At 35.4% G+C, this 24,677-nt stretch carries 26 protein-coding genes; 11 read left to right on the forward strand and 15 right to left on the reverse strand.

What is annotated here, in order from left to right; genetic code table 11:
* Positions 1–30 precede the first annotated feature (30 nt).
* Complete coding sequence (locus tag WAZ07_RS09655; protein ID WP_336472254.1) at positions 31–2,439, forward strand: PAS domain S-box protein; 2,409 nt, start codon at positions 31–33, stop codon at positions 2,437–2,439.
* 403 nt (positions 2,440–2,842) lie between these two features.
* Here WAZ07_RS09655 and WAZ07_RS09660 read toward each other — a convergent pair whose 3' ends face one another.
* Genes WAZ07_RS09660 through WAZ07_RS09670 form a run of 3 tightly spaced genes read right to left on the reverse strand, consistent with a single transcriptional unit; the run spans position 2,843 to position 5,535 of the window.
* Positions 2,843–3,559 (reverse strand): EcsC family protein, encoded by a 717-nt coding sequence (locus tag WAZ07_RS09660; protein ID WP_336472255.1) that lies wholly within the window; start codon positions 3,557–3,559, stop codon positions 2,843–2,845.
* A gap of 16 nt (positions 3,560–3,575) precedes the next feature.
* Complete coding sequence (locus tag WAZ07_RS09665; RefSeq protein WP_336472256.1) at positions 3,576–4,796, reverse strand: ABC transporter permease; 1,221 nt, start codon at positions 4,794–4,796, stop codon at positions 3,576–3,578.
* Positions 4,789–5,535, reverse strand: a complete 747-nt coding sequence (locus WAZ07_RS09670) for an ABC transporter ATP-binding protein (protein ID WP_336472257.1) — start codon at positions 5,533–5,535, stop codon at positions 4,789–4,791. Before WAZ07_RS09670 ends, WAZ07_RS09665 begins: the two co-directional genes overlap by 8 nt.
* 551 nt (positions 5,536–6,086) lie before the next feature.
* Here WAZ07_RS09670 and WAZ07_RS09675 point away from each other — a divergent pair.
* Entirely contained in the window at positions 6,087–6,521 is a 435-nt protein-coding gene (locus tag WAZ07_RS09675) for an HIT family protein (RefSeq protein WP_336472258.1), read from the forward strand.
* A gap of 46 nt (positions 6,522–6,567) precedes the next feature.
* Here the strand turns inward: WAZ07_RS09675 and WAZ07_RS09680 are convergent, their stop codons facing one another.
* A complete protein-coding gene (locus tag WAZ07_RS09680; RefSeq protein ID WP_336472259.1) occupies positions 6,568–6,759 on the reverse strand; it encodes a hypothetical protein in 192 nt (63 codons plus the stop codon).
* A 113-nt stretch (positions 6,760–6,872) separates the two neighbouring features.
* Here WAZ07_RS09680 and WAZ07_RS09685 point away from each other — a divergent pair, with 113 nt between their 5' ends.
* Both WAZ07_RS09685 and WAZ07_RS09690 read left to right on the forward strand, forming a co-directional pair.
* Complete coding sequence (locus WAZ07_RS09685) at positions 6,873–7,235, forward strand: YtxH domain-containing protein (protein ID WP_139207714.1); 363 nt, start codon at positions 6,873–6,875, stop codon at positions 7,233–7,235.
* 298 nt (positions 7,236–7,533) lie between these two features.
* A complete protein-coding gene (locus tag WAZ07_RS09690) occupies positions 7,534–8,094 on the forward strand; it encodes an HTH-type transcriptional regulator Hpr (RefSeq protein ID WP_090917614.1) in 561 nt (186 codons plus the stop codon).
* A 4-nt stretch (positions 8,095–8,098) separates the two neighbouring features.
* Here WAZ07_RS09690 and WAZ07_RS09695 read toward each other — a convergent pair whose 3' ends face one another.
* Positions 8,099–8,434, reverse strand: a complete 336-nt coding sequence (locus tag WAZ07_RS09695; protein WP_336472260.1) for a DUF1878 family protein — start codon at positions 8,432–8,434, stop codon at positions 8,099–8,101.
* 207 nt (positions 8,435–8,641) lie between these two features.
* On the opposite strand from WAZ07_RS09695, the gene WAZ07_RS09700 reads away from it, so the two are divergent.
* Complete coding sequence (locus tag WAZ07_RS09700) at positions 8,642–8,827, forward strand: hypothetical protein (protein ID WP_396547200.1); 186 nt, start codon at positions 8,642–8,644, stop codon at positions 8,825–8,827.
* A gap of 30 nt (positions 8,828–8,857) precedes the next feature.
* Here WAZ07_RS09700 and WAZ07_RS09705 read toward each other — a convergent pair whose 3' ends face one another.
* Positions 8,858–9,001 carry a YjcZ family sporulation protein gene (locus tag WAZ07_RS09705; protein WP_396021734.1) on the reverse strand — a complete coding sequence of 48 codons (144 nt, stop codon included), beginning with the start codon at positions 8,999–9,001 and terminating at the stop codon, positions 8,858–8,860.
* Positions 9,002–9,173: 172 nt separating this feature from the next.
* Between WAZ07_RS09705 and prsA the strand changes: the two genes are divergently transcribed.
* Both prsA and WAZ07_RS09715 read left to right on the forward strand, forming a co-directional pair.
* Positions 9,174–10,019, forward strand: a complete 846-nt coding sequence (gene prsA, locus WAZ07_RS09710; protein ID WP_336472262.1) for a peptidylprolyl isomerase PrsA — start codon at positions 9,174–9,176, stop codon at positions 10,017–10,019.
* Between the two features lie 196 nt (positions 10,020–10,215).
* On the forward strand, positions 10,216–10,854 hold the full coding sequence (locus tag WAZ07_RS09715; protein ID WP_336472372.1) for a formylglycine-generating enzyme family protein: 639 nt from the start codon (positions 10,216–10,218) through the stop codon (positions 10,852–10,854).
* A 163-nt stretch (positions 10,855–11,017) separates the two neighbouring features.
* On the opposite strand, the gene WAZ07_RS09720 is transcribed toward WAZ07_RS09715, so the two are convergent.
* Positions 11,018–11,896: a phosphotransferase family protein gene (locus WAZ07_RS09720; protein ID WP_336472263.1), complete on the reverse strand. Its 879-nt coding sequence runs from the start codon at positions 11,894–11,896 to the stop codon at positions 11,018–11,020.
* A 170-nt stretch (positions 11,897–12,066) separates the two neighbouring features.
* Between WAZ07_RS09720 and WAZ07_RS09725 the strand changes: the two genes are divergently transcribed.
* Together WAZ07_RS09725 and WAZ07_RS09730 are read left to right on the forward strand one after the other, a co-directional pair.
* Positions 12,067–12,264 carry a DUF3955 domain-containing protein gene (locus tag WAZ07_RS09725; protein ID WP_336472264.1) on the forward strand — a complete coding sequence of 66 codons (198 nt, stop codon included), beginning with the start codon at positions 12,067–12,069 and terminating at the stop codon, positions 12,262–12,264.
* Between the two features lie 299 nt (positions 12,265–12,563).
* Entirely contained in the window at positions 12,564–13,805 is a 1,242-nt protein-coding gene (locus WAZ07_RS09730; protein ID WP_336472265.1) for a DUF5068 domain-containing protein, read from the forward strand.
* Between the two features lie 201 nt (positions 13,806–14,006).
* Here WAZ07_RS09730 and WAZ07_RS09735 read toward each other — a convergent pair whose 3' ends face one another.
* The 6 genes from WAZ07_RS09735 to WAZ07_RS09760 form a co-directional block, all read right to left on the reverse strand.
* Positions 14,007–15,368, reverse strand: coding sequence for a sensor histidine kinase (locus tag WAZ07_RS09735; protein ID WP_336472266.1), 1,362 nt, complete (start codon positions 15,366–15,368; stop codon positions 14,007–14,009).
* The gene (locus WAZ07_RS09740) at positions 15,356–16,018 is read right to left on the reverse strand and encodes a response regulator transcription factor (protein WP_336472267.1); all 663 of its coding nucleotides are present in this window, start codon (positions 16,016–16,018) and stop codon (positions 15,356–15,358) included. The genes WAZ07_RS09735 and WAZ07_RS09740 overlap by 13 nt, the downstream gene beginning before the upstream one ends.
* 51 nt (positions 16,019–16,069) lie before the next feature.
* Entirely contained in the window at positions 16,070–16,828 is a 759-nt protein-coding gene (locus WAZ07_RS09745; protein ID WP_336472268.1) for a lantibiotic immunity ABC transporter MutG family permease subunit, read from the reverse strand.
* 1 nt (position 16,829) lies between these two features.
* Positions 16,830–17,582 carry a lantibiotic immunity ABC transporter MutE/EpiE family permease subunit gene (locus WAZ07_RS09750; protein ID WP_336472269.1) on the reverse strand — a complete coding sequence of 251 codons (753 nt, stop codon included), beginning with the start codon at positions 17,580–17,582 and terminating at the stop codon, positions 16,830–16,832.
* 3 nt (positions 17,583–17,585) lie between these two features.
* On the reverse strand, positions 17,586–18,290 hold the full coding sequence (locus WAZ07_RS09755) for a lantibiotic protection ABC transporter ATP-binding protein (protein WP_336472270.1): 705 nt from the start codon (positions 18,288–18,290) through the stop codon (positions 17,586–17,588).
* 418 nt (positions 18,291–18,708) lie between these two features.
* Entirely contained in the window at positions 18,709–20,154 is a 1,446-nt protein-coding gene (locus WAZ07_RS09760; RefSeq protein WP_336472271.1) for a DEAD/DEAH box helicase, read from the reverse strand.
* A 321-nt stretch (positions 20,155–20,475) separates the two neighbouring features.
* Between WAZ07_RS09760 and rluF the strand changes: the two genes are divergently transcribed.
* On the forward strand, positions 20,476–21,192 hold the full coding sequence (rluF, locus tag WAZ07_RS09765; protein WP_336472272.1) for a 23S rRNA pseudouridine(2604) synthase RluF: 717 nt from the start codon (positions 20,476–20,478) through the stop codon (positions 21,190–21,192).
* A gap of 71 nt (positions 21,193–21,263) precedes the next feature.
* Here the strand turns inward: rluF and WAZ07_RS09770 are convergent, their stop codons facing one another.
* On the reverse strand, positions 21,264–22,142 hold the full coding sequence (locus tag WAZ07_RS09770; RefSeq protein ID WP_336472273.1) for a radical SAM/SPASM domain-containing protein: 879 nt from the start codon (positions 22,140–22,142) through the stop codon (positions 21,264–21,266).
* A 786-nt stretch (positions 22,143–22,928) separates the two neighbouring features.
* On the opposite strand from WAZ07_RS09770, the gene WAZ07_RS09775 reads away from it, so the two are divergent.
* Positions 22,929–23,672 (forward strand): GntR family transcriptional regulator, encoded by a 744-nt coding sequence (locus tag WAZ07_RS09775; RefSeq protein WP_336472274.1) that lies wholly within the window; start codon positions 22,929–22,931, stop codon positions 23,670–23,672.
* A gap of 259 nt (positions 23,673–23,931) precedes the next feature.
* On the opposite strand, the gene WAZ07_RS09780 is transcribed toward WAZ07_RS09775, so the two are convergent.
* Entirely contained in the window at positions 23,932–24,558 is a 627-nt protein-coding gene (locus WAZ07_RS09780; protein WP_336472275.1) for a hypothetical protein, read from the reverse strand.
* Positions 24,559–24,677 lie beyond the last annotated feature (119 nt).

A 24,677-nucleotide genomic window follows, 5' to 3' on the forward strand; every position in this document is an offset into this window, starting at 1 on the left:
GAATTTGTTTGATATAAGGAGGAGCACTATATGTTTATCAAAGACTTTTTTATTAACCTTTTTATTTTTGCTTTCCTAGTTAGTTCAACTATATTCATCCAAGTGTTTGTAATTAAATCCAACCAGTTCATTGAAAAAGTATATGGGGCAATCATTGCTGTTATTTTGATGGCCTTCTCTTTTAAATACATGGGGTTTTACTATGATCTTCGAGCTGTTCCTCTCATTTTGTCATTTGTTTACTTTGGTCGTACTGCCGGTTGGATTACGTTACTTAGTATTTTTATAATGCGCGTTATTTATATGGATGGATATTGTGGAGCATATGTCGTTGCCTTATTAGGAGTAGGTATTATATTTACTATTTTTAAAACATATTTCAAAAACTTGCATCCGTTTAAAGCTAGCTTTCTTTATCTGATTTGTTATGTGGCTATGATTCGATTGGTAGGTGAACTCTTCATTCCGACTGTAGTATCTAACATTCTTTACATGCAAAGCTTATTTTTTACAAGTGTAGGTTTATTAAGCGGACTTTTTCTGATGGAAGCTTATCAAAAATTATATTCCTTAACACAAGATTTATTTAAAATGAATCAAAAATTAGAAAGATCGAAGCAAGAGCTGAAAGATACTGTTCATGAACTGCAAGGAGGGATTTTTAAATTTATTAAAGTAGATACGCACTTTATACATACGATGTGTGATGGACAATTTTATTATCAAAATGGATTTTATTCTGAACAAGTGGTAGGAAAAAGTTTACGTATGATAGATCCTTCCATTATCCCTTCCCATCTCGTTCCTCAATTACTGAAGTATTATGTACAGGCGTGGGAAGGGAATGAAGTTATCTTTGAAATTCCTTGGCCAGATGATGAAACCATTGCGCTAATCGCTCTTAGGCCCTTTAAGCGAAATGGAAAAGTGATTGAAGTTGTTGGTTCTGCAATTGATATTACAGAGAGAAAAAAAGTGGAAGATGAATTAAAAACGACTAAAGAATTACTAGAGTCATTTGTAGATAACAACGTAGATGCGATCGTTATCACTGATCGAGAAGGACATATTTTACAAGCGAATAAAGCTTATGAAACAATATTTGATTGGTCAGTACAAGAAGTAATCGGTAAGAAAATTCCTTGTGTACCCGATTTCTTAATGGATGAATCGATGGAAATCATTCAAAATATTCTGTCTGGGAAATCTGCCATTACTCGATTAGAGACCATTAGACAACGAAAAAATGGAGATTTAATCGATATAAGCATGACGATTTCACCTGTTCTAGATGTAAGAGGGAATGTAATGGCTCTCTCTGCAATATGTAGGGACATTTCTGAAAGAAAACAAGCAGAAAAAGAACGACAGCAATTATATCAACAATTGCAAGAAAGTGAATTGAAATATCGTGCTCTATTTGAACAGGCAGCGGATGCGATATACGTCGTAGAATTGGATAGAAATCGAATTCCTACTCGATTCATTGAAGTAAACACGATTGGGTGTGAAAGGTTTAATCTAAGTAGAGATGAAATGCTTAATTTGCCATTTTTCGATCTTGCTTCTACGGATACTCCCCTTTTAAGAAGACTGATGGAAAAAATTAAAGAAGGAGAAGATTCTTTTACTTTGCAAGATGAATATGTTTTTCCTACAGGAAAGAAAATAACGACAGAGATTAGTATTCGCGTATTCAAGTTGAATGGAAAAGAAGTTTTCTTAAGTATTTCTCGAGATATTACCGAACGGATCAAGACGGAAGAATTATTAAGAAAATCAGAAAAGCTTGCGGTTGTAGGTCAATTAGCTGCAGCAATCGCCCATGAAATTAAAAATCCTTTAACTGCCATGAAAGGATTTATGCAATTATTAAAAACAGTGGAAAATGAAAGTAATCATCACTATATAAATATCGTATCATCAGAAATTGATCGAATTGAAAGCATTACGAATGAATTTATGGCAATTGCCAAACCTCAGGCAGTTAAAATTCAGCCTAATGATATAAGTATGTTAATGAATCAAGTTGTCATGCTATTAGAACCCCAAGCACTCATGAATAATATACAAATTAGGGCAGAAGTTATGTCTAATATTCCAATGATAGACTGTGAAGGGAATCAATTAAAACAAGTATTCATTAATATCTTAAAAAATGCCATTGAATCGATGCCAACGGGAGGAGAAATTTCAATTCAAGTTGATAGAGCTGATGATAATCAAATAAATATTCGATTTATGGATCAAGGATGCGGGATCCCTCAAGAACGTATACCATACCTTGGAGAACCTTTTTATAGCATTAAAGAAGAAGGTATTGGATTAGGATTAATGATTTGTTACAAAATTATTGAAATGCATCAAGGCAAGATATGGATTGAAAGTGAAGTGAATAAAGGAACAACGATCGATGTTACTCTCCCTATTTGTAAATGATAAAACAAAAGTTGTTACATGTTAAAATATATGTATATAAGTTAAAAAAACCGACATAAAACCCCTTTCTTTTTTATGGGAGGGCGAGAGCATCTGGCCGTGCATAGGAGCGGTCAGGGCCCTTTTCTGCCACATGCAAGGTTTAAAACAAAAAGAAAAAGCAAGTAGTGGTCATGTTGTATTCTGCATAGCAGTGACTTATAAAGAAAAGCGGAGCCGACTCAAAAGAGATGTAGATGTCATTTGAATCGGCTCCTTCTTATATGTTCACTGATATATCAGCGCTTTTCACAATATATCGGCGCTTCGACACAATTTAAAGATTACTCAACGAGATTCGATATGCCAAGTACACGAAAAGGACCTGACATTAGTCCTTTTTCGTGTCAGATCCTTTATATAATTACATCATACCTTCTCGCTGCAAAAACCGCAGCCGGTAGCAATTCATCGTCACTTCTCCAAGCCGCTGCAGGAGTTGATAGTTCGCATACGCTCCCACCGGCGCACCGATGACAGGTACGAGCTGCAGCATTTTGGCTAGGTCAATATAATCGCGGTATTCTTGCTGAAATTTCTCCCAGTCTATATGATTTTCCTTATTCGTATCCCAGGTCTCAATGGCCTTCCATACTTCTTTCCGGTGGTTATCGCTTGAGAAAGCTAACTGAAATACGTGAAGAATGAATAGTCGTTCTTCTTCTTTACTCGTGTCATAGCCGTACAATGTTGCCGCATCAAACAAAAATTTAATTTTAATGCTGAGCAGCAGCGGGAAGTCAGCAAGCCCGAGTAAAAATCCTCCCGCTCCTGTCCCGGCTCCCTCTGCAGCTGCAACCTTTTTATACTCCTCTATCTTCTTTAGCACTTCTTCATCTCTTTTTTGCAGTGACCAATCTGTTTCTTTTAGCCTCGGTTTAATAAAATTCGAGCCAATACTAATGCCTTGTACCATCTTTTTAATGGTTTCTGTAAGTATATTTTGCACTTTTTCTGGAATGAGCTGCTGCATTTTCGTTTGAACTGCTTTAGAGAAACGTGTCATTGCAGAAGAGTTTTTTATCATCTTTCTTTTCCACTGTTGTAATTCTAAGATGACCTTTTGTTCATATTCAGTCATTCTTTTCTCCCTTTCCCTATATGATGCGGGATAATTTTTTTAAACGCTTCACCCCGTATTGATAGACAAACAAGACACTAAATAACATATTTTCAAGAAAAACAAGTCCTGTCATCATGATATCCTTCGTTGCAAACGCAAATAGTACAGTGAAAATGACACCACCTACACAAAGCAACGTACATAATAACGTCAGAAAATCTTTCATTTTCGCTTCTTCTCGGACAGGGTATAGCTCAAGCCATAATTTCAAACGATGATGCTTCCATAAACTTAACAGCTGATAACCGATTAAATATAAAAACACGACACCGACAAAAAGACGAACATAGAGAAACGGCGCAAAGTATAGAATTAAGCCGCCAATTGTCAGTAAGCGGACATACAATCCAAAATAATTTCCTGAGCGTAAAAACGTGCGCAAGAATAAGAACAAATATGGCCGTTTGTCTGAGGTGATCTGAAGAATAAAATCAAGCCATTTGCGGCGAGCTACCCGTTCTTTTAACGCCGGTACATCCACAAACATATTGGCAATGCGGTACAGCAGCATCATTTTCTTGCCTTCTTCAGCAATTAAGTATTCCCAGTTCAGTGGCTTTCCTTTTACTTTCTGGTGCAAGTATACAAGATAAATCACCATCGCCATGACGATTGCTCCCATATACATAACAGAAGCGCGCTCGACGAGGAAATAAACGAAGAAAAAGTTAAGTACAAAACGAACAAACCAGTCCGTAAGATGAATACGATTATCCGTCATATACGACTTTTCCCACGTCACAAATAAATTCCAGCCTTTACTTAACACGATCGCAAGTACAATTACGATGTATGTTTCCCCAGATTGTTTCGTCTGCTGGAAATAGAGCGGAGCAAGCGCCGCACTTACCATCGCCACAATATACAGCTGGATCATAAACGTAAATTGAAATGCTTTTACGAAATATACTTTTAACTTTTCTTCTACTGGAAGTAAATACACAAGATCCGCTTCTTTTAATAACGTTTGAATCGATCCTGTCGTTAACACAAGTCCTAACAGAATCGCCATCACAAATGATATCGGAAATGCAGGCGTTAATGTTTGCAGCCATTGCTGATAATAATACGCACCCGCTCCGATAATAAACACAAAAATAAATTTCAAATGATCATTAAACACATATTTACCGTATGTACGAATTTCCTTTAAAAAATGTCGAAACCGTTCTTTCCATAACTCTTTACTATTCATCAGCATCTTCTTCCTTCGTTAGTGCAATGTAAATATCATCAAGCGTTGCTCCCGGCATGTTAAACTCGCTTTGCAGCTCTTCAAGAGTGCCTTGTGCACGAATTTCACCTTGATGCAAAATAATGAAGGAATCGCAATAACGCTCTGCTGTTGCTAAAATATGTGTACTCATTAAAATGCCTGCACCGCTTTTCTTTACTTGGTCCATCATTTGCAGCAATGATTGAATCGCTAGCGGGTCTAGTCCAACAAATGGTTCATCCACAATATATAAAGAAGGCTCAACTAAAAACGCACTCATAATCATTACTTTTTGTTTCATCCCTTTTGAAAAATGGGATGGAAACCACTTCAAACGATTTTTCATACGAAACTCTTTTAACAGTCTTTCTACGCGTTTTTCGTACTGTTTCTCTTCAACGCCATACGCCATTGCCGTTAGCTTTAAATGCTCTTCTAACGTTAGCTCCTCATAGAGCACAGGTGTTTCTGGAATAAACGAGAAACTAGAGCGATATGCTGTCATATCATCTTTTAACGTCTTACTGTTAATCGTAATATGACCTTGTTTCGGCTCCATTAATCCGATAATATGTTTGATCGTTGTACTTTTTCCCGCACCGTTTAAACCGATTAAGCCGACCAGCTCTCCTTTCTTAACAGAGAATGAAATATTTTGTAATACAGGACGCTTCGTATATCCGCCTGTGACATTTTCCACGCGTAATAATTGTTCCATATGACACCACTTTCTTCATTTATGTATATGTATCATCTTACCAAAAAAATAAAGCTTCTACATAGTACAGACATACGATAAAAAGAAAAAAATTCCTTTGCATATCTTCCGTCAAAGCGGACATCATAATTAGTGAGGAAGGAACACATTGAAAAAGCAACCATAAAAGTGATGAACACAGCCTAGCGAACTCATCATGAAATGGGGTGTCTATAATGGACAAAGGTAATTTACACGGAGTCATATAATTTGTTTCATTTTAGAAACGGGGTGTCTCGAGGAGAGTAGATACTGTTTTATAAAATAAACAATTCATTTCCAAAGGATTGCAACATCATTTCAATGTAAATGGGGTGTCGACGGCAGAATATATGTCGAGTTACCACGCATTTCCTAAATAAATGAGGTGTCTCCCAAAGGTAGATTAAACGAAAATGCTTTTTCAAACCTTCTTCAGAAGGCAGGAAGCTCAGCGGCTTCCTGCTTTTCGTGTTTTTTCTATTATGTAATTATGATAAAATACGGCTAAGACTACTGAAAGGATGAGGAATATGAATCATACAGCGGATAATTGTATTTTTTGTAAAATTATTGAGGGGCAAATTCCTTGCGCAAAAGTATATGAAGATGAACATGTACTCGCTTTTCTTGATATTAGCCAAGTTACAAAAGGACATACACTCGTAATTCCAAAAGTACATAAACAAGATGTATTTGCATTAACACCAGAAATTGCTGCGCACATTTTCTCTGTTGTTCCAAAAATTTCAAATGCGATTAAAGCTGAATATAATCCAGTTGGTTTCAACTTATTAAATAATAACGGAGAAAAAGCAGGACAAACTGTCTTTCACTTCCATCTTCATTTAATTCCACGCTACGGTGAAAAAGACGGTTTCGGTGCTGTATGGAAATCTCATCACAGTGATTACACAATGGAAGAATTACAAAACATTGCAAACACAATTGCAACTAGCGTAAAGTAACTCTTTTATCGGAAATGATGAATGTAAAAGATCAAATCTTTATTATCTATTGCAGTATGTACAATAGGATTGTACATACCATACATACTCCGCCAATGAACGCGAATCTAACAGCTTGCTGCTTCACCGAAAGCATTGGCGGGTATGATCTTTTCTGTTTTAAAATAAAAAATAATTGCATTGCTCGTACAAGAAAGAAAAGACTGACAATAAAACAAATGCTTGTAATCAATTTCACTTTTCTCCCCCCTTGTCTTATGCATATGCACGGTTTTACACATCATGAGTATAACAATGCTGTGAAACTTCCATCTATGATGGCGAGTTACACAAATTAAGGAGGCCATTTTCATGTCAAAATCTAAATCCTTTCTAACTGGCGTCATTTGCGGCGGAGCTGTTGCTGGACTTGCTGTACTCTTTTCTACTCCTTCATCTGGAAAAGATATGCGAAGTAAGTTAAAAGAAAAAGGAAATGATATAAAGAAAACACTGGCTGATATTACAGCAGATACAAAGCTATTAAGACGACAAATCGTTGAAACAGCTTCTGAAGGAAAAGAAGTGATTCAAGAATTAAAAGTTGATATGCACGAAACACTTTCCACATGGAGAAAAGATATCTCTCAAAATAAACGCCACATTGAAAAAGAAATTGAAAACATTCAAAAATCAATTGAAAAGTTACAACAAACGGTTCCTGATAAAGCTTAATTTTTCGTATATAACAAATATTTTTGATTCTTATCGTCTCTTATACGGCACATGACATACATGTGCCGTATTTTTTATACAATGATACTCCTTTTCTTTCTACATCCAAATAAGAATAAAATTCCGTCAATCTTTGTCCTGTCCTACAAGGAAACGCTTTTATTACTACTCGAAATTTGTATAGTTTTGTCATTTTAACGAAAAATTTTCACAATTCTAACAAAAACACTTTATTAATTTTTATTTTACTGGCATAATAGATAGTAATGAATAAGAATTGTATAAAGTGGGTGAATCGATGAAAAACGGAGAAAAAAGTTATTCAATAAAAGAGGCGATGATTTTTAGTCAACGTATCGCTCAATTATCAAAAGCATTATGGAAGTGCGTAGAAAAAGATTGGCAGCAATGGATTAAACCATACGATTTAAATATTAATGAACATCATATTTTATGGATTGCGTATCATTTAAAAGGGGCTTCTATTTCAGAAATTGCAAAATTCGGTGTCATGCACGTATCCACGGCTTTTAACTTCTCTAAAAAACTAGAAGAACGCGGTCTGCTTATATTTTCAAAAAAAGAAGATGACAAACGAAACACGTATATTGAAATTACAGAGAAGGGAGAAGAATTGCTGTTGCAATTAATGGAAGAATATGATCCTGAAAGTAATTCTGTCTTTAACGGTGCTTTGGCTCTTCGTAATTTCTACGGTAAGTTCCCAGAAAACATCGAATTAATGGCCATTTTACGAAATGTTTATGGGCAAGACTTTATCGATATTTTCGAGAAATCATTGGATAATATCGAGGATAGTTTTATAGAGCACGATGAAAAACTTGTTAAAAAATGCTAAATTATTATCTTTTCGCTATCATACGTAAAAACTCTTGCATCAATGGTTGAAATAAACCTTGACGTTCGAGCGCTTCCGCCGTCTCTTTTCCTTCGAGGCTTTCTGGAAGCGCTCTTTCAAATTTATTCAACAGCTCATCAAATAAAAGCAAACCTTCTTGCTTTTCCATCAAGTATTGCTCATTCATTTGTTCACAAAGAACTAACAAATGTTCTACATCACATTTCATCACTTTCTTCTTTATAATTAAAGAATAAAATGGACACTTTTGTTCATCTATCATATTAAAAAGAAGCGATACATAATATTCTGCTTGTTCTAAGCGTTTCACAACGTCCATTTTCTTCCCTCTCTTTCTATATAAATCGCTACTATTGAACATAAAAATTGACCTGCTTTCTCCCACCCTAAAAAGGGGATGTCTTTTTTAATTTGTATTTATATAATCTAAGTGTCTCTATTTCAGAATTTTATAACACGAACAAATTATCGTATGATACAATAGGATTATATGTATTTTCGCCAAAGGAGGACTCTCCTCGTGACAATTATAATTACATTTATTGCTTTTGCATTTATCGTTCTAACTTATGCAAACCTTATGACACACACACTGTGTCAACAAAAACAAATATCTGATCGACGTCAAACGAGTGTCTTTCGGTTCGTTAACATATGCATTACCATTCTATTAATTTCTAGTTATATAGAAATTATATTTCATGCAAAGTGAGGAAGGAAACCCCTTCCTCACTTTTTTCCTCTATAAACAAATTATACCTACTATTACTAATAAAATAAACAACACAAGCCATAAAATTAATTGTTGATTCATTATAAATTCAACCTCCTCATTTCTCTTTGTATGCGTGTAAGCCCAGAATGGTGACATGACCGAATCTGACAATCCTTACGAACAAATGGGCAATTTTTCTTTATCAATAGGAAAACGAACCGAAATATGTTATATTAAATTTTGTACATATTGCTTATACTATAAAGTGAAACTTCCATTAGTGAGGGATTACTGCCCGTTCATGCGGGATTAAAAAATACATAATAGTAGGAGTGTTTATTTCATGAAGAAAGCAATGCTTGCCCTAGCTGTAACAAGTGTATTCACATTGTCAGCATGTGGCACTTCTGACAAGGTTGTAACATCAAAAGCTGGGGACGTAACAAAAGATGAGTTCTACAATGCAATGAAACAACAAGGCGGTAAAAACGTCTTACGTAACCTAGTAATGGAAAAAGTATTTATCAAAAACTACCCAGTAAAAGATGATGCCGTTAATAAACGATTTGACGAATACAAAAAGCAATACGGCGATCAATTCTCTGCTGCATTAAAACAAAGCGGCATGACTGAAAAACAATTAAAAGAAACTGTTCGCGCTGAGCTTTCAATGAAAGAAGCTGTGAAGAAAAGCATCACAGATAAAGAAATAAAAGACAATTACAAACCTGAAATTAAAGCAAGCCACATTCTTGTAAAAGATGAAGCAACTGCGAAAAAAGTAAAAGACGAACTTGCACAAGGCAAATCTTTTGAAGAGTTGGCAAAACAATACTCTGAAGATCCAGGTTCAAAAGAAAAAGGCGGCGACTTAGGATACTTCACATCAGGTAAAATGGTAAAAGAATTTGAAGATGCTGCATATAAATTGAAAAAAGACGAAGTAAGTGATCCTGTAAAATCACAATTCGGTTACCACATCATCAAAGTTACTGATATTAAAGAATTAAAACCACTTGATCAAGAAAAAGATCGTATTAAAAACGAGCTTGTTGACAAGAAAATGCAAGATCCTAAATTTATGAACGATCTTGTTACAAAAGAAATGAAAAAAGCAGATGTGAAGATCGAAGATAAAGAATTAAAAGATGTTTTCGAAACTCCAAAAGCTGAAAAAGAATCGAAGTAATAATAAAAAAGCTCGGCATATGCCGGGCTTTTTTTGTTTTAGGTTTGTATCCTATACAACCTTGTTATCTTTTAATTATGAATTTTTCATTTTCGTATTGCTTCCACGCTTCAAAATGAGGTAAAATTTGTAAAACAATGTTCGTTAGGAGGCAGTTAGAGTGTCCAATGAAATAAAAAGTTCCATTGACTATCCAATGGTGAACATTCCAGGGGGCGCAGTGGAATTAAGGGACGACAGAATAAAAAGCTCATGGAAAGCTGAAATCAAACCGTTTCTTCTTGCCCAGTATCCTGTAACTACAGATCTATACTATGCGATTACAAATCAATCTTCTTTTGACGGAGATCTAAAACCGGTTGTAAATATTTCTTGGCACGATGCGATTTCCTTTTGTAATCTGCTTTCACAGAAAGCTGGACTGAAAGAATGTTATTCTATAAGTAACGATGGTAAAAACATTATTTGTGACTTGGAAGCAGACGGCTATCGACTTCCTTCAGAAGCAGAGTGGCAATATGCATGTAAAGCAGGGACTACTGGTTATAGATACGGAGAGCTTGATAAGATTGCCTGGTATAATGAAAATTCAGAAGGCAGGGTCCATGAAGTAGGAAGAAAAGAACCGAATTCATGGGGTCTGTATGATATGCTAGGGAATGTTTGGGAGTGGTGCTGGGATTTATATGATGAACAAGTGTACGGCTCCTACAGAATTTTCCGAGGAGGAAGCTGGGCTGAAGAGGCCAGAGGTTGCGGGGCTTCGTGTCGTCGTCGTAGCCATCCAACCTTTCGCATAGACGACCTTGGATTCCGTCTTGCCCGGTCTTTATAATTCTACAAGTATGCTCTTTTCCAGCTCAGCTAAAGTTCAATAACACTGATTATATGAACGGAAAGTTTCTTCGGTTCTTCTGAAGAAACTTTCATGTACAGAAAACTTCTATTCAGCCTACAACTATTTTTATGGGACATAATAATTGATAATACTTCTTCCCCTATTGCACTTTCATGAAAAAAGCGGATAAATATGCTAAATTCTCCTGTAAAAAATTTCGATGCTTTTCAATGCCTCTTCTTTTACACCAACCAATTGCATTAAATGCATCGGTAAAACGAAAAAATGGCAAAACTTCTTGCAAATCAATAAGCGGCCGAATGGATTCATAGCCTCGCTGATAAGCCTCCATTGTTCCAGGATATTTCATGAAAATATCACGATTGATTTTTGTAAAATCCATTTCAGTTGCGCCGATGCGAACACTTTCAAAATCAATGATGCCGGCCACTTGATTTTCATAAACTAAAATATTCCCCGGCCGAAAGTCCATATGTATAAAACAAGGTCCGTCTGGTGATGGAAGTAATTTGAGATGACGCTCAAAATGTTGCAATGATTGTTCAAATAAACGCGGTTCAATTACTTCCTTTACATCTGCTGCGAAGGAATAAAATTGCTTCTGAATAAACTCAGACCATTGACTATACACATTAGAAACGGCGCTATTAAAATCCTGATCATTTGGAATAATCGCATGCAGCTTGGCATGTTGTACTCCAATATCATAGGATAACTCTGCATCCACCCTCCCTGTAGCCGGCACCCCATTAATCGCAGCTAACAACAATGCGCCAGTAACATCCTCATTACCTTCCCAATAATCTAACACTTGTGGTACAGATAACTCATCGCGCAATCGTTCAAGCACCGTATACTCACGTTCAAGCTTTGCTTTGGAATAAGGAATTTTGATATAAACTGTACGATGATCCATTAACTTAATTTGATAAACCGCCGAACTAAAAGACTGCGGAACATCCTCAATTGTTAATACATTCAAATTAAACCTATCAATTACTTGTTGCAACTTATCCATACAAAAATCCCCTCCCCTTCATTTAAAACCCACACATATACACTTTTCCCTCTTACAGATCTGTAAGCTTTTTGTCACCTATATAAATAGTACTAACTACATGACAGTACTATAATTATTAACTATAAAGCAGTTATTTTCAAAAAAATCCCTACACATGGAGGTTTAATATGAAAAAATACATTTTAACTTTACTACCATTTATTTTCGGAATCGCATGTTTTGTTAGCTTTCATACTGTCGGATCTACAGTCGCTCCGGATGGTAAACTTGTAGAACCATTTTATTTACTACCAATAGGTTATGCATTCATTGCTATCGGTATCGTTAGTCTTTTTGTAAATAAAATGAAAAAGGTTAAGAAGTAGACTAAAAAAGAGCTTTACTAAAGCTCTTTTTTTAGTCTACTGAACGTTTGTAATGATATCCTTCTTCATTCTTAGCAATCCCCTCTGTAAAAGTTGAATTGACAGAATCCTCGTTGATTTTCTACGTTTTTTGACATACAGATTTATCTACTCAAATGGTTCAAGATACCAGAAAGAGGTGGTAAGTGGTAAATATTTTTTATATAATGAAGCGTAGAAAAGATAGGGAGGGCGATACAACCGATTATTCGACTATCTAGATTAGGGGTTTAGTAGAGAGAAAAATAGGGGGAAGAGAAATGTCAAAAAAAATAATTTCTTTATTTTCTATCATGATGGTTGCAGCCTTTATGATAACTGGTTGCGGTCAAAGTGATAAAGCAAGTAAAGATCAAAAAGAAAATAAGACAGAAAAAACGGATACAGCAAAAGAAAAAAAATCTGAAGGTGCGAAAGCTAATTCAAGCGATTATTCAAAGCTTATTTCATATATGGAGAAAGAAACAAACGGTAAAACGAAAGTCCTTTATGAAAACAAGGAACCGCAAGTACATAAGTTACAAGATGTTTCAGTATCGCTTGATAACTATACATTAGTTGAATTGAATGATTTTCATAACGATTTTAGCATTCCTTTTAACAATCAAACAGATGGTGGGGTTATTCTTGCACACTATACTGTAAAGAATAGTTCAAATAAAGATGTTTACTATATGCCAACCTTAGACATGTCATTTACAGGCGCTAAAAAGGCTTACACGAATTATAGAGATTTAATTCCAAAAGAAGAACAATTATCTGAAAAATTGTCTCCAAAAAATAATTATTTAGTAGAAGCAGGGAAAACCGTTTCTGGTTATGTTGCTTATCCATTCGGTAAAGATGATTTAACAAAAATTTTGGGGCTATCAACGGTATCAGTTAAAGTTTCTGAAGCGCAAGCGAATAAAGGAAAATTTGACGCTCCAATCGGAAGTGCGGGGACATTTGCGTTAAGTGTAAATAAACAAGGTAGCAAAAAGGTTGCAGCAGATAAGACTTTTTATAAAGATAAAGCAACCGTTGATAACATGGGCGAGAAGAAAATGCTAAACGAGAAAGCAAACATTAATAAAAGTGAACAATTAGGTGATGTCAATGTTACATTAGATGGATACCAATTCACCAAATTCACGCCAAATTCTGCTGAAGCTCCGCGATTTGAAAATTTCAAAAATGGCATTGTTTTATTGACAGTTCAATTTAAACTCAATAACAAAGGGTCTGAAGATATTGCGTTGTCTTCAATAAGTTCTACACTAAAAGTGAATGATGGCGCGCAGTATACACTTGGCGAAGGCATGTTGCTAACTTACAACTATAATGATGTGATCAAAACCGGAACATCTGGCGAGTTATTACAAGTTTACCTCTTAGATGAGGAGCAGTATGAAAAGATTTGGAAAAACAAGAGCTTTGAGGTCGAATTAGGACCTATGAGAAATAAAGAGGTAAAAGACCTTTCAAATGGAAAAAAAGTGACATTCACATTACCAAAATAAAGCAGCAAGAAAAGCCTGGGTGAGATTGTTTCCTTACCCAGGCTTTTGAATCTTTTATCCCATATTTTGTTGGAACACCCTTTTTCTTAAGAAAAAAGGAAAACTACCTTAATGCAGCCGGTCAACTAAGACATAAGTTATCATTAGTATAGTTAAAACTATACAGACTGTATGAAAACAAAACTTTAGGCGTTTTCTCCACTACACCGATATTTCCAAAACAACTTTTGCCCCGCCTAGCTTTTCTGAATTATTTAAATAAACATTTCCACCGTGCTGCTTTGCAAAGTTTTTGGCAATATATAGTCCGATTCCATGATGATTTTTTGACTTTCTACTTTTATCTCCTCTATAAAATTGCTCTGTGGCTGAATTCATTTCTTCTTTTGTAAATCCTCTTCCTGAGTCCTCGACAATGAACCGGACCTTACTATTACTAGTTTCAACTGAAAACATCAAGTCACCATGTACTGGGGAATATTCAATTGCATTCATCATCACATTCATAATTGCTCTTTTCAAAGCAGCCTCATCAGCATTTATAAAATTTGGTATGTCCTTAACCTCTTTGATTAGATTTAACTGTTTGTCCAAAGCACAAATTGCACTTTCCTCTATAATATGATCAATAAAGTTTTGAAGTTCTATTTGCTTAAATTGAAGTGAAGTCCCTTCCTCACTTTTCGTAATGTCAAGCAAAGATTTCATATACATTTCCATTTCAGCAACACTTTTCAAAATATGTTCATTACATTTCCCCTGATTCGAATCCAGCATCAATTCATTTAACAACTCGGCATTCCCTCTCAGTATCGTTAATGGCGTTTTGACATCATGTGCTAAAGCAGCAATCTGTTCTCTTCTATTCGTTTCCATTTCCCACTGTTTACGTAAGGAATCGTTCAATTCATCTTTCATTTTTACTAAGGAATCTAATATTTCATTCACTTCTATTATTCTAGATTGCTCTACTTGAAAATCTAAATCTTCTTTTTGAATTTTATTGGTTACCTTTTTCAAAATCAGCATTTCCTTTGACAATGATTTGCCAAAGGAACGAGATAGAAATAACACTTCTGCAACAAATAATAGGATAAAAGAGATAATCAAAGAAATGTCCGGAATTGGTAAATACTTCTGCAAAATAGGATTTTTATAACTAGTATGCAAGGTATATAAAACGACACAAATATCTTTATTTCGTTTTATAACTGCATAGTAGTATCCTCCGTCACCTATTTCGTTGTTCTGTACGTTATCCCATATTTTCCTCGCATCATTTTTATGAATGTTCCCTTGAATGATGTTTCCTGAAAAGTCATACACAACATATTTATATTGTTTTAAAATCCGATCATCGCCCTGTTCCGCCTGTACTATGGCATCTCTTTGTGATTCAATCTGTTTCTCATAATAATTTGCCGGAAGAATCACCCCTTTGTTAACTCCAGTACTGAACAAGCTAATATGCAAAGTGACTAAAGCAATTGTCCCTATTGAAAATGCGAAAATGTACCGTATAAAAATTTTGCGGAGATTTATTTGTCTTTTCACTTTTTCCATTTATATCCGATTCCCCACACCGTTTCTATTGGATTCATGCCATACTTAGATAATTTATAGCGGATATTTTTAATATGTTCCACAATTACCAGATCATCACTTTCGCCATCATACCCAAAAACATTTTCATAAATCTTTTCTCTTGAAAATACTTGACCGTGATTGAGAGCTAAATACTCACAAATTCCATACTCGCTTTTCGTAAATGCGATAACTGTATCGTCATACCTTATTTCTTTACACGATAGATTAAATGTAAGACCTGACAGAAAAAAGGCATTTTGCTTTTCCCTATGTTCACGTCTTACATGCGCTGACACTCTTGCACGCAGTTCGCCGATTCCAAAAGGTTTTGTAATATAATCATCTCCGCCAAGGCTAAGACCTGTGATCAGATCCTTTTCCATTGTTTTCGCAGTTAGAAACACAATGGGACTATCCACCAAGTTCCGAATCTCCTTGCAAAGTGTAAATCCATCTATTTCCGGCATCATGACATCTAATAGAATTAAATCATACTGACAAAACTTGTTCTTTGAAATCGTAAGAGGATTACTCACGGCAGTTACCTCATGTCCTTCTTTTTCTAAAGCACTTTTTATAATATAAAGAATGCCTTCTTCATCATCAATTGCTAATATTTTTGCCATACAGAACCCCTCCTCCACCTTCCATTATAATGCTGTTTTTACAAAATGCGCTTACATTTCTTTGCGCCCTTCATAAAAGGAAAACCAGATAAGTGACATAATAAACGCAATGATCGTGAAGCAAATACACATAACGACTCCCATTTGAGTATCTACTTGCAGGGCATGAAACGAATCTGGATTCAATCTGTATGCAAAAAAACTATTACTTAATCTCATTCCCCACGCACATGGAATGTATTTCCAAATAACCTCTCCCAGCCCGGTATGCATTAAAGCTACCAGCAAGCTTTCTATAATGCCAATCCCAATGGAAGCACCTTTACTAAAGCGAAAGTTTAGAAACAGATGAAATAAATATATAAAGATTTGACATCCAAACAGGACGAAAGAAATCTCAAAATAGAAAGACAGTGGTAGTTCATTCTGCCCTAGAAGAAAATGAAAACCTGCCGCAAATCCAACGACTGCCACTATAGCGGAACAAAATCCACATATTAACAGTAAACATACTTTACTAATAAATGCTTTCCGCTTTCCATATTCTGTTGATAAAAGTTCTGTAAAGTTCCCTGCCAACGATTCCTGCTCCACAATTAAAGAACATACAACACTAATTAGCAGTGGAAAAGTCATAGATAATACTTGTATATAACCAGGAACCTTACTAATAGAATCAACTTTGGAAAAAGAATAGTAACTTAAAAACAGAACAATCCCGATGATTGGCATCACTATATGTATCCAGTAAAAAATCGTTCCCTTCATCTTTAAAAAATCAGCTCTTAATACCCTTGGTAAAACTCCCATTTTATTTTGCCTCCTGTTTTGCAAACCAATTTGCCGTCACATAAGTAAACAAAAAGAATAGCATAACAGAAATAACCAAGCCTGGCAGTATGACAGAATGGGAAAGAAGTTCTGGCGTAAACGTTACACTTCCTGGTTCTGCATACAACCCATTCGGTAGTATTTTTAAAATAGGAATCATAAGCCTGCTTGGATATGCATATGGACTAATCATCCAAATACTTTTTGTTGCCAATAGAACCCCTAAGACTCCATTTGCTCCTACATTCAATAGAACCGTCGGAAATAGACCCACTTTATTCCCTAAAAACAAGCATATAGGAATCTGCCACATAAAAGTAACGATCAAAAGAATGCTTCCCAATAATGCATTCATCACCGGAATGATTCGAAAATTCTCTTTATTTAATAGTAAACTAGATAACTGTATTCCACAGAAAAAAATCATGCAGGAACAAATCAAAATTCCTAAAACCAGTAATATTTTAGAAAGCCATACTCGTTTTAAGGAAACGGGTAAAGATAAAATGGTCCGATTATTCATTTTTTTATCCTTCTCTGCAAGAAGTACACAACTTAAAGAAAGCATTCCTGGAAGAATGAGCATGTACCACCAGTTGTAGCTAGATAATTGAAAATAATCCGCCGATAATAAAAAAGCAGGCAGCAGCGTAGCGAATGGAGCTAGCCAAATAAGTTTATTCAAAAAAGTATGTCTGATTTTGATTTTTTCAGATACAACATACGGAATCATTTCTTATGCCTCCCTTTTATATTTTCTCGCCACTTGTACAAATAAGTTTTCCAAGTCATCGTTCTTATTCAGTTGTCCCTGATACCCTAATACACCGTTAGCTATAATCCCAACATGATCTGCAACCTGGCTTACTTCGCTTAAAATATGGCTGGATAAAATGACGGTAATTCCTTTGCTAGGGAAAGAAAGGATCAATTCTCTTAATTCCTGTATGCCAAAAGGATCAAGTCCATTCATTGGTTCGTCTAATATTAAAAGCTTCGGATGATTAAGTAGTGCAATGGCAATTCCCAATCGCTGCTTCATTCCCATCGAAAATTTCCCTGCCCTTTTCTTACCTGTATTCTCTAGCTCCACAACACGCAATACTTCATCAATCCTTGACTTTGGCAAACCTAAAGCAGTCGTACGAACAAGCAAATTTTCTTTTGCCGTTAAATTTTCATAAAGCGGAGGGGATTCAATTAAAGCACCGATAGAATGTAAATCGTACCGCGTCCATGTATGACCATCAAAATAAATTTCACCAGAAGTAGGTGTAAGCATGCCTGTTATCATTTTCAAAGTAGTCGATTTCCCCGCTCCATTCGCACCTAGCAATCCATAGATTGAATGTTTCGGTACAGAAAGTGAAATATCTTGTACCACCCTTTGTCTTTGAAATGTTTTGCAAAGATTTTTTGTTTCTAAAATCAGCTCACTCATTCTAAACTTCCTCCTTGTCTTTGGTGAGTCTAGAATAAATGACAATTATAAGGATTCTATAAGGAAAGTAAAAAGACATAGCTATCTATAGCTATGTCTAAAAGTGCTCCTAAAAACGATATTGATTTTATTGCTTTACGCACATAGAAAAGAGACTGTCGCAAGTCTTTCGCTACAGTCCCCATTCATCTTTCAATTAATTACTATATAATTTTATTTCTGAAGCTGAAGTAAATCCACCGTATTGCAACTAAATGAAATTAAAAAAGGATCGGGAGTCATAACAAAAAAATGTTGCAATGGCTCTTTCCTTTTTTCAAATTCATTGTCTTCTAATTCATTATTTACCTTTGCTTCTATACATGATTTCCTTATTTTTCACAAAAAACTATCCACCTATTAGAGTGGATAGTTCCTTTTACTTAATCGCCTCATGAACCTTTAACTGCTTACCTTTTATCGTTGTGTTTTTCATTGCTTTTAAAACAAGTGGTCCTTTTCCGTTTAATATATCAACATAGGAAACATTATCTTGGATTGTAATAATCCCTATATCATCCGCTGTGACACCTGGAATCTTGGCAATTGTACCAACGAAATCCACTGCTCGGATTTTCTTTTTCTTTCCGCCATTAAAATAAAGCTTCATGATTCCCTTATTAAGACTAGCGCTTTTATCTTTTTTCACAATTGGCTTAGCATTTATTTTCTCTTCAAATGCCGCCTTTCTTGTGATAACTGCTTCTTTTGAAGGTGCATCTATTTTTACAATTTCAAAACCGATATACGCTTCGATTTCTGTTAGAAATCTTTCTTCATACGGGGTTACAAATGTAATTGCTTTTCCGCTCTTACCAGCACGTCCCGTTCTTCCTGTACGGTGTACATAACTTTCTTTTTCTAATGGAATATCGTAATTAATAACGTGGGTAATATTCTCAATATCAATTCCTCTTGCTGCTACGTCTGTCGCTACTAAATAACGGAATTTCCCTCTTTTAAAATCATTCATTACTGCAAACCGGTCCTCTTGCACCATACCGCCATGAATTTTATCACAAGGATAGCCAGAACGGTTTAACTGTCTAAATACATCATCTACATTTTCTTGCGTACGGCAGAAAATAATGCAACTATCTGGATTTTCAATCGTTGTTATATCTTTCAGAAGAGAAAACTTCTCTTCTTCCCTCACTTCTAAAAGACTATGCTCAATTTTATCTGTCGTAATGCCAGATGCTTGAATCTCGATGTTGATTGGTGATTCCATATATGTACGAGACAAATTTTCAACATCTTCTGGTAATGTCGCAGAAAAGAGCATCGTCATTCGGTTCGTAGGTAATTCGTCAATAATTGCCTCTACTTGATCGATAAAGCCCATATTTAACATTTCATCTGCCTCATCAATCACCAAATATTTCAGACGTTCTAACGAGAAAGTCCCTTTTTCAATATGATCTAATACACGCCCTGGAGTGCCGACAACAATATGTGTCTTTTGCTTTAACTCTAATTTTTGACGCGCAAATGGGGATTTTCCATAAACCGCAGTTGCTTTAATACGCTTAAATCTTCCTATATTCGTAATGTCTTCTTTTACCTGCGCAGCAAGCTCCCTTGTTGGTGTAAGAATTAACGCCTGCGGTTTATTTTCTTCCCATTCAACCATTTCACAAAGCGGAATTCCAAAAGAAGCTGTCTTACCGCTTCCTGTTTGTGATTTTACAACAAGATCTTTCTTTTCTAATGCAATTGGGATGACTTTCTCTTGCACTTCTGTTGGCTTTTCGTATTGTAAGCTAGCAAGTGCTCTTACAATTTCTTTACTCAATGCGTAATCGTTAAAACTTTGTGGACTCATGTACTAACCTCATTTTGTTATAGATTCTTGTATGTATTTTTCACCATTGTATGAATACCATATGCATAATTCCTGCTAAACCTGTTTTCAAGCCTTCAGAAAATACATCAATGTAGAGTATTAATAAGTATACGTCATTTCCAACACATATGCCTACAAAATCTAACGCATCTTTTTCTGAACAAAGTTATCTCTCAATGGAAACACACTCCATATATTTTTTGTTGTTTTTTCCGCTATTCTGTAATTCATTATGCTTGTCCCCTTGAAAATTAAATGTGAATCCAATATTCTAATACTATTAACTCTCTACTTAAGGTTGTGTTTAACATGCGTATTAATAAGTTCATTAGTGAATCTGGAAAAGCATCTAGACGCGGTGCAGATAAATTAGTCAATGAAGGAAGAGTCACGATAAATGGAAAGGTTGCGAAAATAGGCAGCCAAGTCGAGCCCGGGGATGATGTTCGTGTAAACGGTAACCAAATACGAATGGCAAGTAATTATGTTTATATTGCCTTAAATAAACCCGTTGGTATTACGAGTACAACAGAAAAAAATGTTAAGGGTAATATTGTTGATTTAGTCAATCACCCATTAAGAATTTTTAATATTGGGCGACTAGATAAAGATTCAGATGGCTTAATACTCCTTACGAACGATGGAGATATAGTCAATGAAATTTTACGTGCTGAAAATAAGCATGAGAAAGAATACATTGTTACAGTAGACAAGCCGATTACTCCTGAATTTTTAAAACGAATGGCTGAAGGTGTAAAAATTTTAGGTACGAAAACGCTGCCTTGTCAGGTGGAACAACTTTCCAAATACGTTTTTCAAATTACTTTAACTCAAGGACTAAATCGTCAAATTCGTCGCATGTGTGAAGCACTTGGCTACGATGTTTATAGACTACAGCGAACTCGAATTATGAATATTCATTTAGGTAATCTACCCGTTGGACAATGGAGAGACTTATCTAAAAAAGAGCGTAATCGATTATTCCAAGACTTGAACTATGAGCCAAAGGAATGGTAAAAAAAGATGGACCAAAACAGGAAGAAACTGTTTTGGTCCATTTTTTACTGTACTATTTTACGTTTTCCTATCTATTTCCCAAATCGTTTGCGATATCCGCATTTTCTACATAGTTCTTCTACTGCTACTCTTTGCGAAAATCCATCCACAAGGTTTGTTGCTCGTTCCCCTTCGATAATATCAGAAAACGGAGCATCGTTAATATTTCCAAGATTGATAATGCCCTCACCATCTAAACAACAAGGAATAACCGTTCCGTTCGCTAAAATGCCCGCTTGATTGCGAAGGCCATAACAGAAGCCCTTTCCATCGTCTTCTTCCTCATGCAGTGCAGGCCACTGAAACTCGTAATCTTGGTTGATGAAGATGCGGTCCGCAATTTTTATACCTTTTCCTGGCGTAAGCTTCTCTTCAATCTTGTACGGTAAATTAAATTCTTTCTCAATAATTTCTAATAACTCTCTGTTTCGCTGTATTTCAAGATTCGTCTTATTGTCTTGTGTTAAGTTCCATAGTCTGAGCGAAACAATCAAATCGGATTGGCTCGTTGCTTCTTTAATGAAAGAAAGTATACTTCGTACATATCCTTCCTTATCTTCAGAACCTTCATGGCCATCAAAGCTATGAAGTGAAAAATTCATCTGTCTAAGCGCAGGTTTATTTAATAATTTTTCTCTCTTTTTATTAATTAATGTTCCGTTCGTTGTAATGTTGACTTTAAATCCTTTTTCATGACTGATATCTAACAATTGACCTATTTTAGGGTGAAGTAAAGGCTCACCTTTTACATGTAAATAAATATAGTCTGTGTGAGGCTTAATTTGATCTAATCGCTTTGTAAAATCCTCCACAGAAAGAAATTGCTTCTGCCGTTCTGTTGGCGGACAAAAGCTGCATGCGAGGTTACATACACTCGTAATCTCTAAATAAAACTTCTTAAACTTTCTCAATCTCAATTCCTCACTTCTTTGACTACTTATATAAATATAAATTAAAAAATCAACATAAAGGTCTCTTTTTTTAGTGGGCGAGAGCATTTAGCTATGCATAGAAACGGGCAGATCCTTTTCCTGCCACATGCAATGTTTCAAACACAGGAAGAAAGCAAGTGCATGTCATGTTTTGTTGTGTATAGCAGCGACTTGTATGTTGATAAAGTGAAACTTCCATCAGTCGGGGTTTTTCTTCATCCCCCACTGATGGAAAGCCCGCCCAATCGGGCTCTTACGGGCAGTTATCTCCCACCTATCTTCTTAAGAAAAGCGGAAGTGGCTCGTTCAGAATGTGAGGGGGATGGAGCTTCTGACGTAGAGGGGTTTTTTACCTCGTAGGAAGAAGCGAAGCCACCGAACATTCTAGCCACTGGAGCTGGACAATGTTTTCTCAGAATCTTGAGGTGGGAGTCTTACTGCCCTAAAGTAGCGGGATAAATCAAAATCGATTTATATAGAACAGAATGAACGATTGTTCTCTCACTATTACAGCATAATTTTTCATAAATGAAAATATGCTTATTCAAGGAAACTACTGTTACTATTTTCTTTGTTTAGAAGACCATGCTATTTTTTGTACAGTGCGCAATACCCTTCTTCTTCAGTTTGAGTGACAAATGCACATAGTGCCAATTATAATGATTTTTTGAAAGCGTATTAATTTCCACAAAAAAGTGAGTTACAATAGAATAAAGAAACGGAATGTATAGTCATGAAATTGAAAAGCTATAGGGGTATAAGAAAATGAAAAATAAGCTTCATGAACTCAATAAACAAAAAAAACCGTTATTCGTCACTGTGTATGACCAATTGTATAAATTAATCATGGATGGAACCTTCCCACCGGACAGTCAACTGCCAACAGAACCCGAATTGGCCAAAATATTTGGTGTAAGCAGAATGACATTACGGCATGCTTTAGCACTTTTGCAGGAAGATGGATTGGTGAAAAATATCCATGGAAAAGGAAATTTCATTACATACTTTCACCATAATGAAAGTATGGACGGCTTGGAAAAGTTAGGGAATCCCTTATATAAATGCTATACCAAAACAATAGATGATATCGAACTTACTTTCCGAATTGATCTAGTAACAGACTATGCTATGCAAGTACTAAATCAAGAAATGACTGCAGTGGTTGCATTGGAACGCTGGTATAAAAGCAACGATAAGATCGTAGCTTTTGCTTTTACGATGATGCCAATAGAAGCTGTTTCCAAGTTAAATCTTGACTTACAAAACGAAAAACAACTATTGGAAATGTTAGAGGAGAAAATATATGAACTAGCTAATTCCTCTACCATTGAAATTAAACGTTCTCATTCCGTCAATACTCCATCATCATTAAAATATCAACTTTTCCACGGAGAGGAATGTGATTTGATTTTAGAAAGTATATATATTAGCGATAAATATCCCGTGATTTATAATAAATATTATATACCGGTAGAATTTAGCCAGATTAGGATTAAAACATCTAAGTAACCGGATGAAAAAACGCATTTGCTCTTAAAAACCCTTTTTTTAGATGGGCAAGAGCATCTGGCCATGCATAGGAGCGGTCGGGGCCTTTTTCTCCATAGCAGCGACTTATAAAGAAAAGCGGAGCTGACTGGCTTAGGAGGCAGAGCTAGACAAAGATGCCGAAAAATAAATAAATAAATTGAAAGAGCAAGTTTTGAAAAAAAATTGATCAAAACTTGCTCTTCAACATTCAAACTCTACAGAAACTAAAAAATACTTGTTAAGTTGCTGACAACTCTTTGATACATTCTTCTCTAGCTTTCCATAAACGATCCAAATCGAATTTTTGATCTAATTTATTTTTTTCTAGCCAGATTGGTATGTAAGAACAATGAAAATCAGTTTTGAAATCTCCAATCTGATAAGGTTCTATTTGTTGTTCTATTAAAAATTCTTCAATAGGCTCCCCATTCACATTAATTCTAGTGAAATCAAATCTTTCATTTTTATACTTTAAATAACAATGTGCTTCTGGGATAGAGTTTAAGCCGTGCATTCTCAAAACATTTCCAACACCTGGTGTGTTATTTTCGTTCATTTCATAAATTCCTGTAATTAATTTTATTTCTTCCACCCCTTGTTCTTTACATAACGCAGAAAGTAAAGCATGTTTCGTACTACAAGTTCCCTTTCCTTCGCTCATTACTAATTCATAATCGGACCGATTAGAATTCCTCCCATAGGGCAATTCGCCAACAAACTTTAACGCTGCATAAAAATCATATATCCTTAATTTAATAAAGCATTCCGACACCTTACCACGTTCTTTAATAATGAAATTCGGCAATGAATAATTAGTCATATATGCCCTCCATTTCCTTTTATCAAAATTCTTTTCTATTAACATCAACAAATCCCCTTTTTTCAATGGTCCTGCTTCTTTCATTCAATAATGAAAAATACTTCTCAAAATCCCACATCAAAGCAAAAGAATACATTTTGAAAAGATTACTCAAAATGTATTCT

Source organism: Bacillus bruguierae, from assembly GCF_037104725.1.
Lineage (GTDB): Bacteria > Bacillota > Bacilli > Bacillales > Bacillaceae_G > Bacillus_A > Bacillus_A bruguierae.

Coding starts and splice junctions, on each gene's coding strand:
- WAZ07_RS09740 (WP_336472267.1), bottom strand. CDS start 16,018: ATGGCAAAAATATTAGCAATTGATGATGAAGAAGGCATTCTTTATATT.
- WAZ07_RS09715 (WP_336472372.1), top strand. CDS start 10,216: ATGGTGAACATTCCAGGGGGCGCAGTGGAATTAAGGGACGACAGAATA.
- WAZ07_RS09780 (WP_336472275.1), bottom strand. CDS start 24,558: ATGTTAATAGAAAAGAATTTTGATAAAAGGAAATGGAGGGCATATATG.
- WAZ07_RS09685 (WP_139207714.1), top strand. CDS start 6,873: ATGTCAAAATCTAAATCCTTTCTAACTGGCGTCATTTGCGGCGGAGCT.
- WAZ07_RS09660 (WP_336472255.1), bottom strand. CDS start 3,559: ATGACTGAATATGAACAAAAGGTCATCTTAGAATTACAACAGTGGAAA.
- WAZ07_RS09775 (WP_336472274.1), top strand. CDS start 22,929: ATGAAAAATAAGCTTCATGAACTCAATAAACAAAAAAAACCGTTATTC.
- prsA (WP_336472262.1), top strand. CDS start 9,174: ATGAAGAAAGCAATGCTTGCCCTAGCTGTAACAAGTGTATTCACATTG.
- WAZ07_RS09690 (WP_090917614.1), top strand. CDS start 7,534: ATGAAAAACGGAGAAAAAAGTTATTCAATAAAAGAGGCGATGATTTTT.
- WAZ07_RS09675 (WP_336472258.1), top strand. CDS start 6,087: ATGAATCATACAGCGGATAATTGTATTTTTTGTAAAATTATTGAGGGG.
- WAZ07_RS09760 (WP_336472271.1), bottom strand. CDS start 20,154: ATGAGTCCACAAAGTTTTAACGATTACGCATTGAGTAAAGAAATTGTA.
- WAZ07_RS09725 (WP_336472264.1), top strand. CDS start 12,067: ATGAAAAAATACATTTTAACTTTACTACCATTTATTTTCGGAATCGCA.
- WAZ07_RS09750 (WP_336472269.1), bottom strand. CDS start 17,582: ATGATTCCGTATGTTGTATCTGAAAAAATCAAAATCAGACATACTTTT.
- WAZ07_RS09720 (WP_336472263.1), bottom strand. CDS start 11,896: ATGGATAAGTTGCAACAAGTAATTGATAGGTTTAATTTGAATGTATTA.
- WAZ07_RS09655 (WP_336472254.1), top strand. CDS start 31: ATGTTTATCAAAGACTTTTTTATTAACCTTTTTATTTTTGCTTTCCTA.
- WAZ07_RS09735 (WP_336472266.1), bottom strand. CDS start 15,368: ATGGAAAAAGTGAAAAGACAAATAAATCTCCGCAAAATTTTTATACGG.
- WAZ07_RS09665 (WP_336472256.1), bottom strand. CDS start 4,796: ATGAATAGTAAAGAGTTATGGAAAGAACGGTTTCGACATTTTTTAAAG.
- WAZ07_RS09670 (WP_336472257.1), bottom strand. CDS start 5,535: ATGGAACAATTATTACGCGTGGAAAATGTCACAGGCGGATATACGAAG.
- WAZ07_RS09745 (WP_336472268.1), bottom strand. CDS start 16,828: ATGGGAGTTTTACCAAGGGTATTAAGAGCTGATTTTTTAAAGATGAAG.
- WAZ07_RS09695 (WP_336472260.1), bottom strand. CDS start 8,434: ATGGACGTTGTGAAACGCTTAGAACAAGCAGAATATTATGTATCGCTT.
- WAZ07_RS09730 (WP_336472265.1), top strand. CDS start 12,564: ATGTCAAAAAAAATAATTTCTTTATTTTCTATCATGATGGTTGCAGCC.
- WAZ07_RS09755 (WP_336472270.1), bottom strand. CDS start 18,290: ATGAGTGAGCTGATTTTAGAAACAAAAAATCTTTGCAAAACATTTCAA.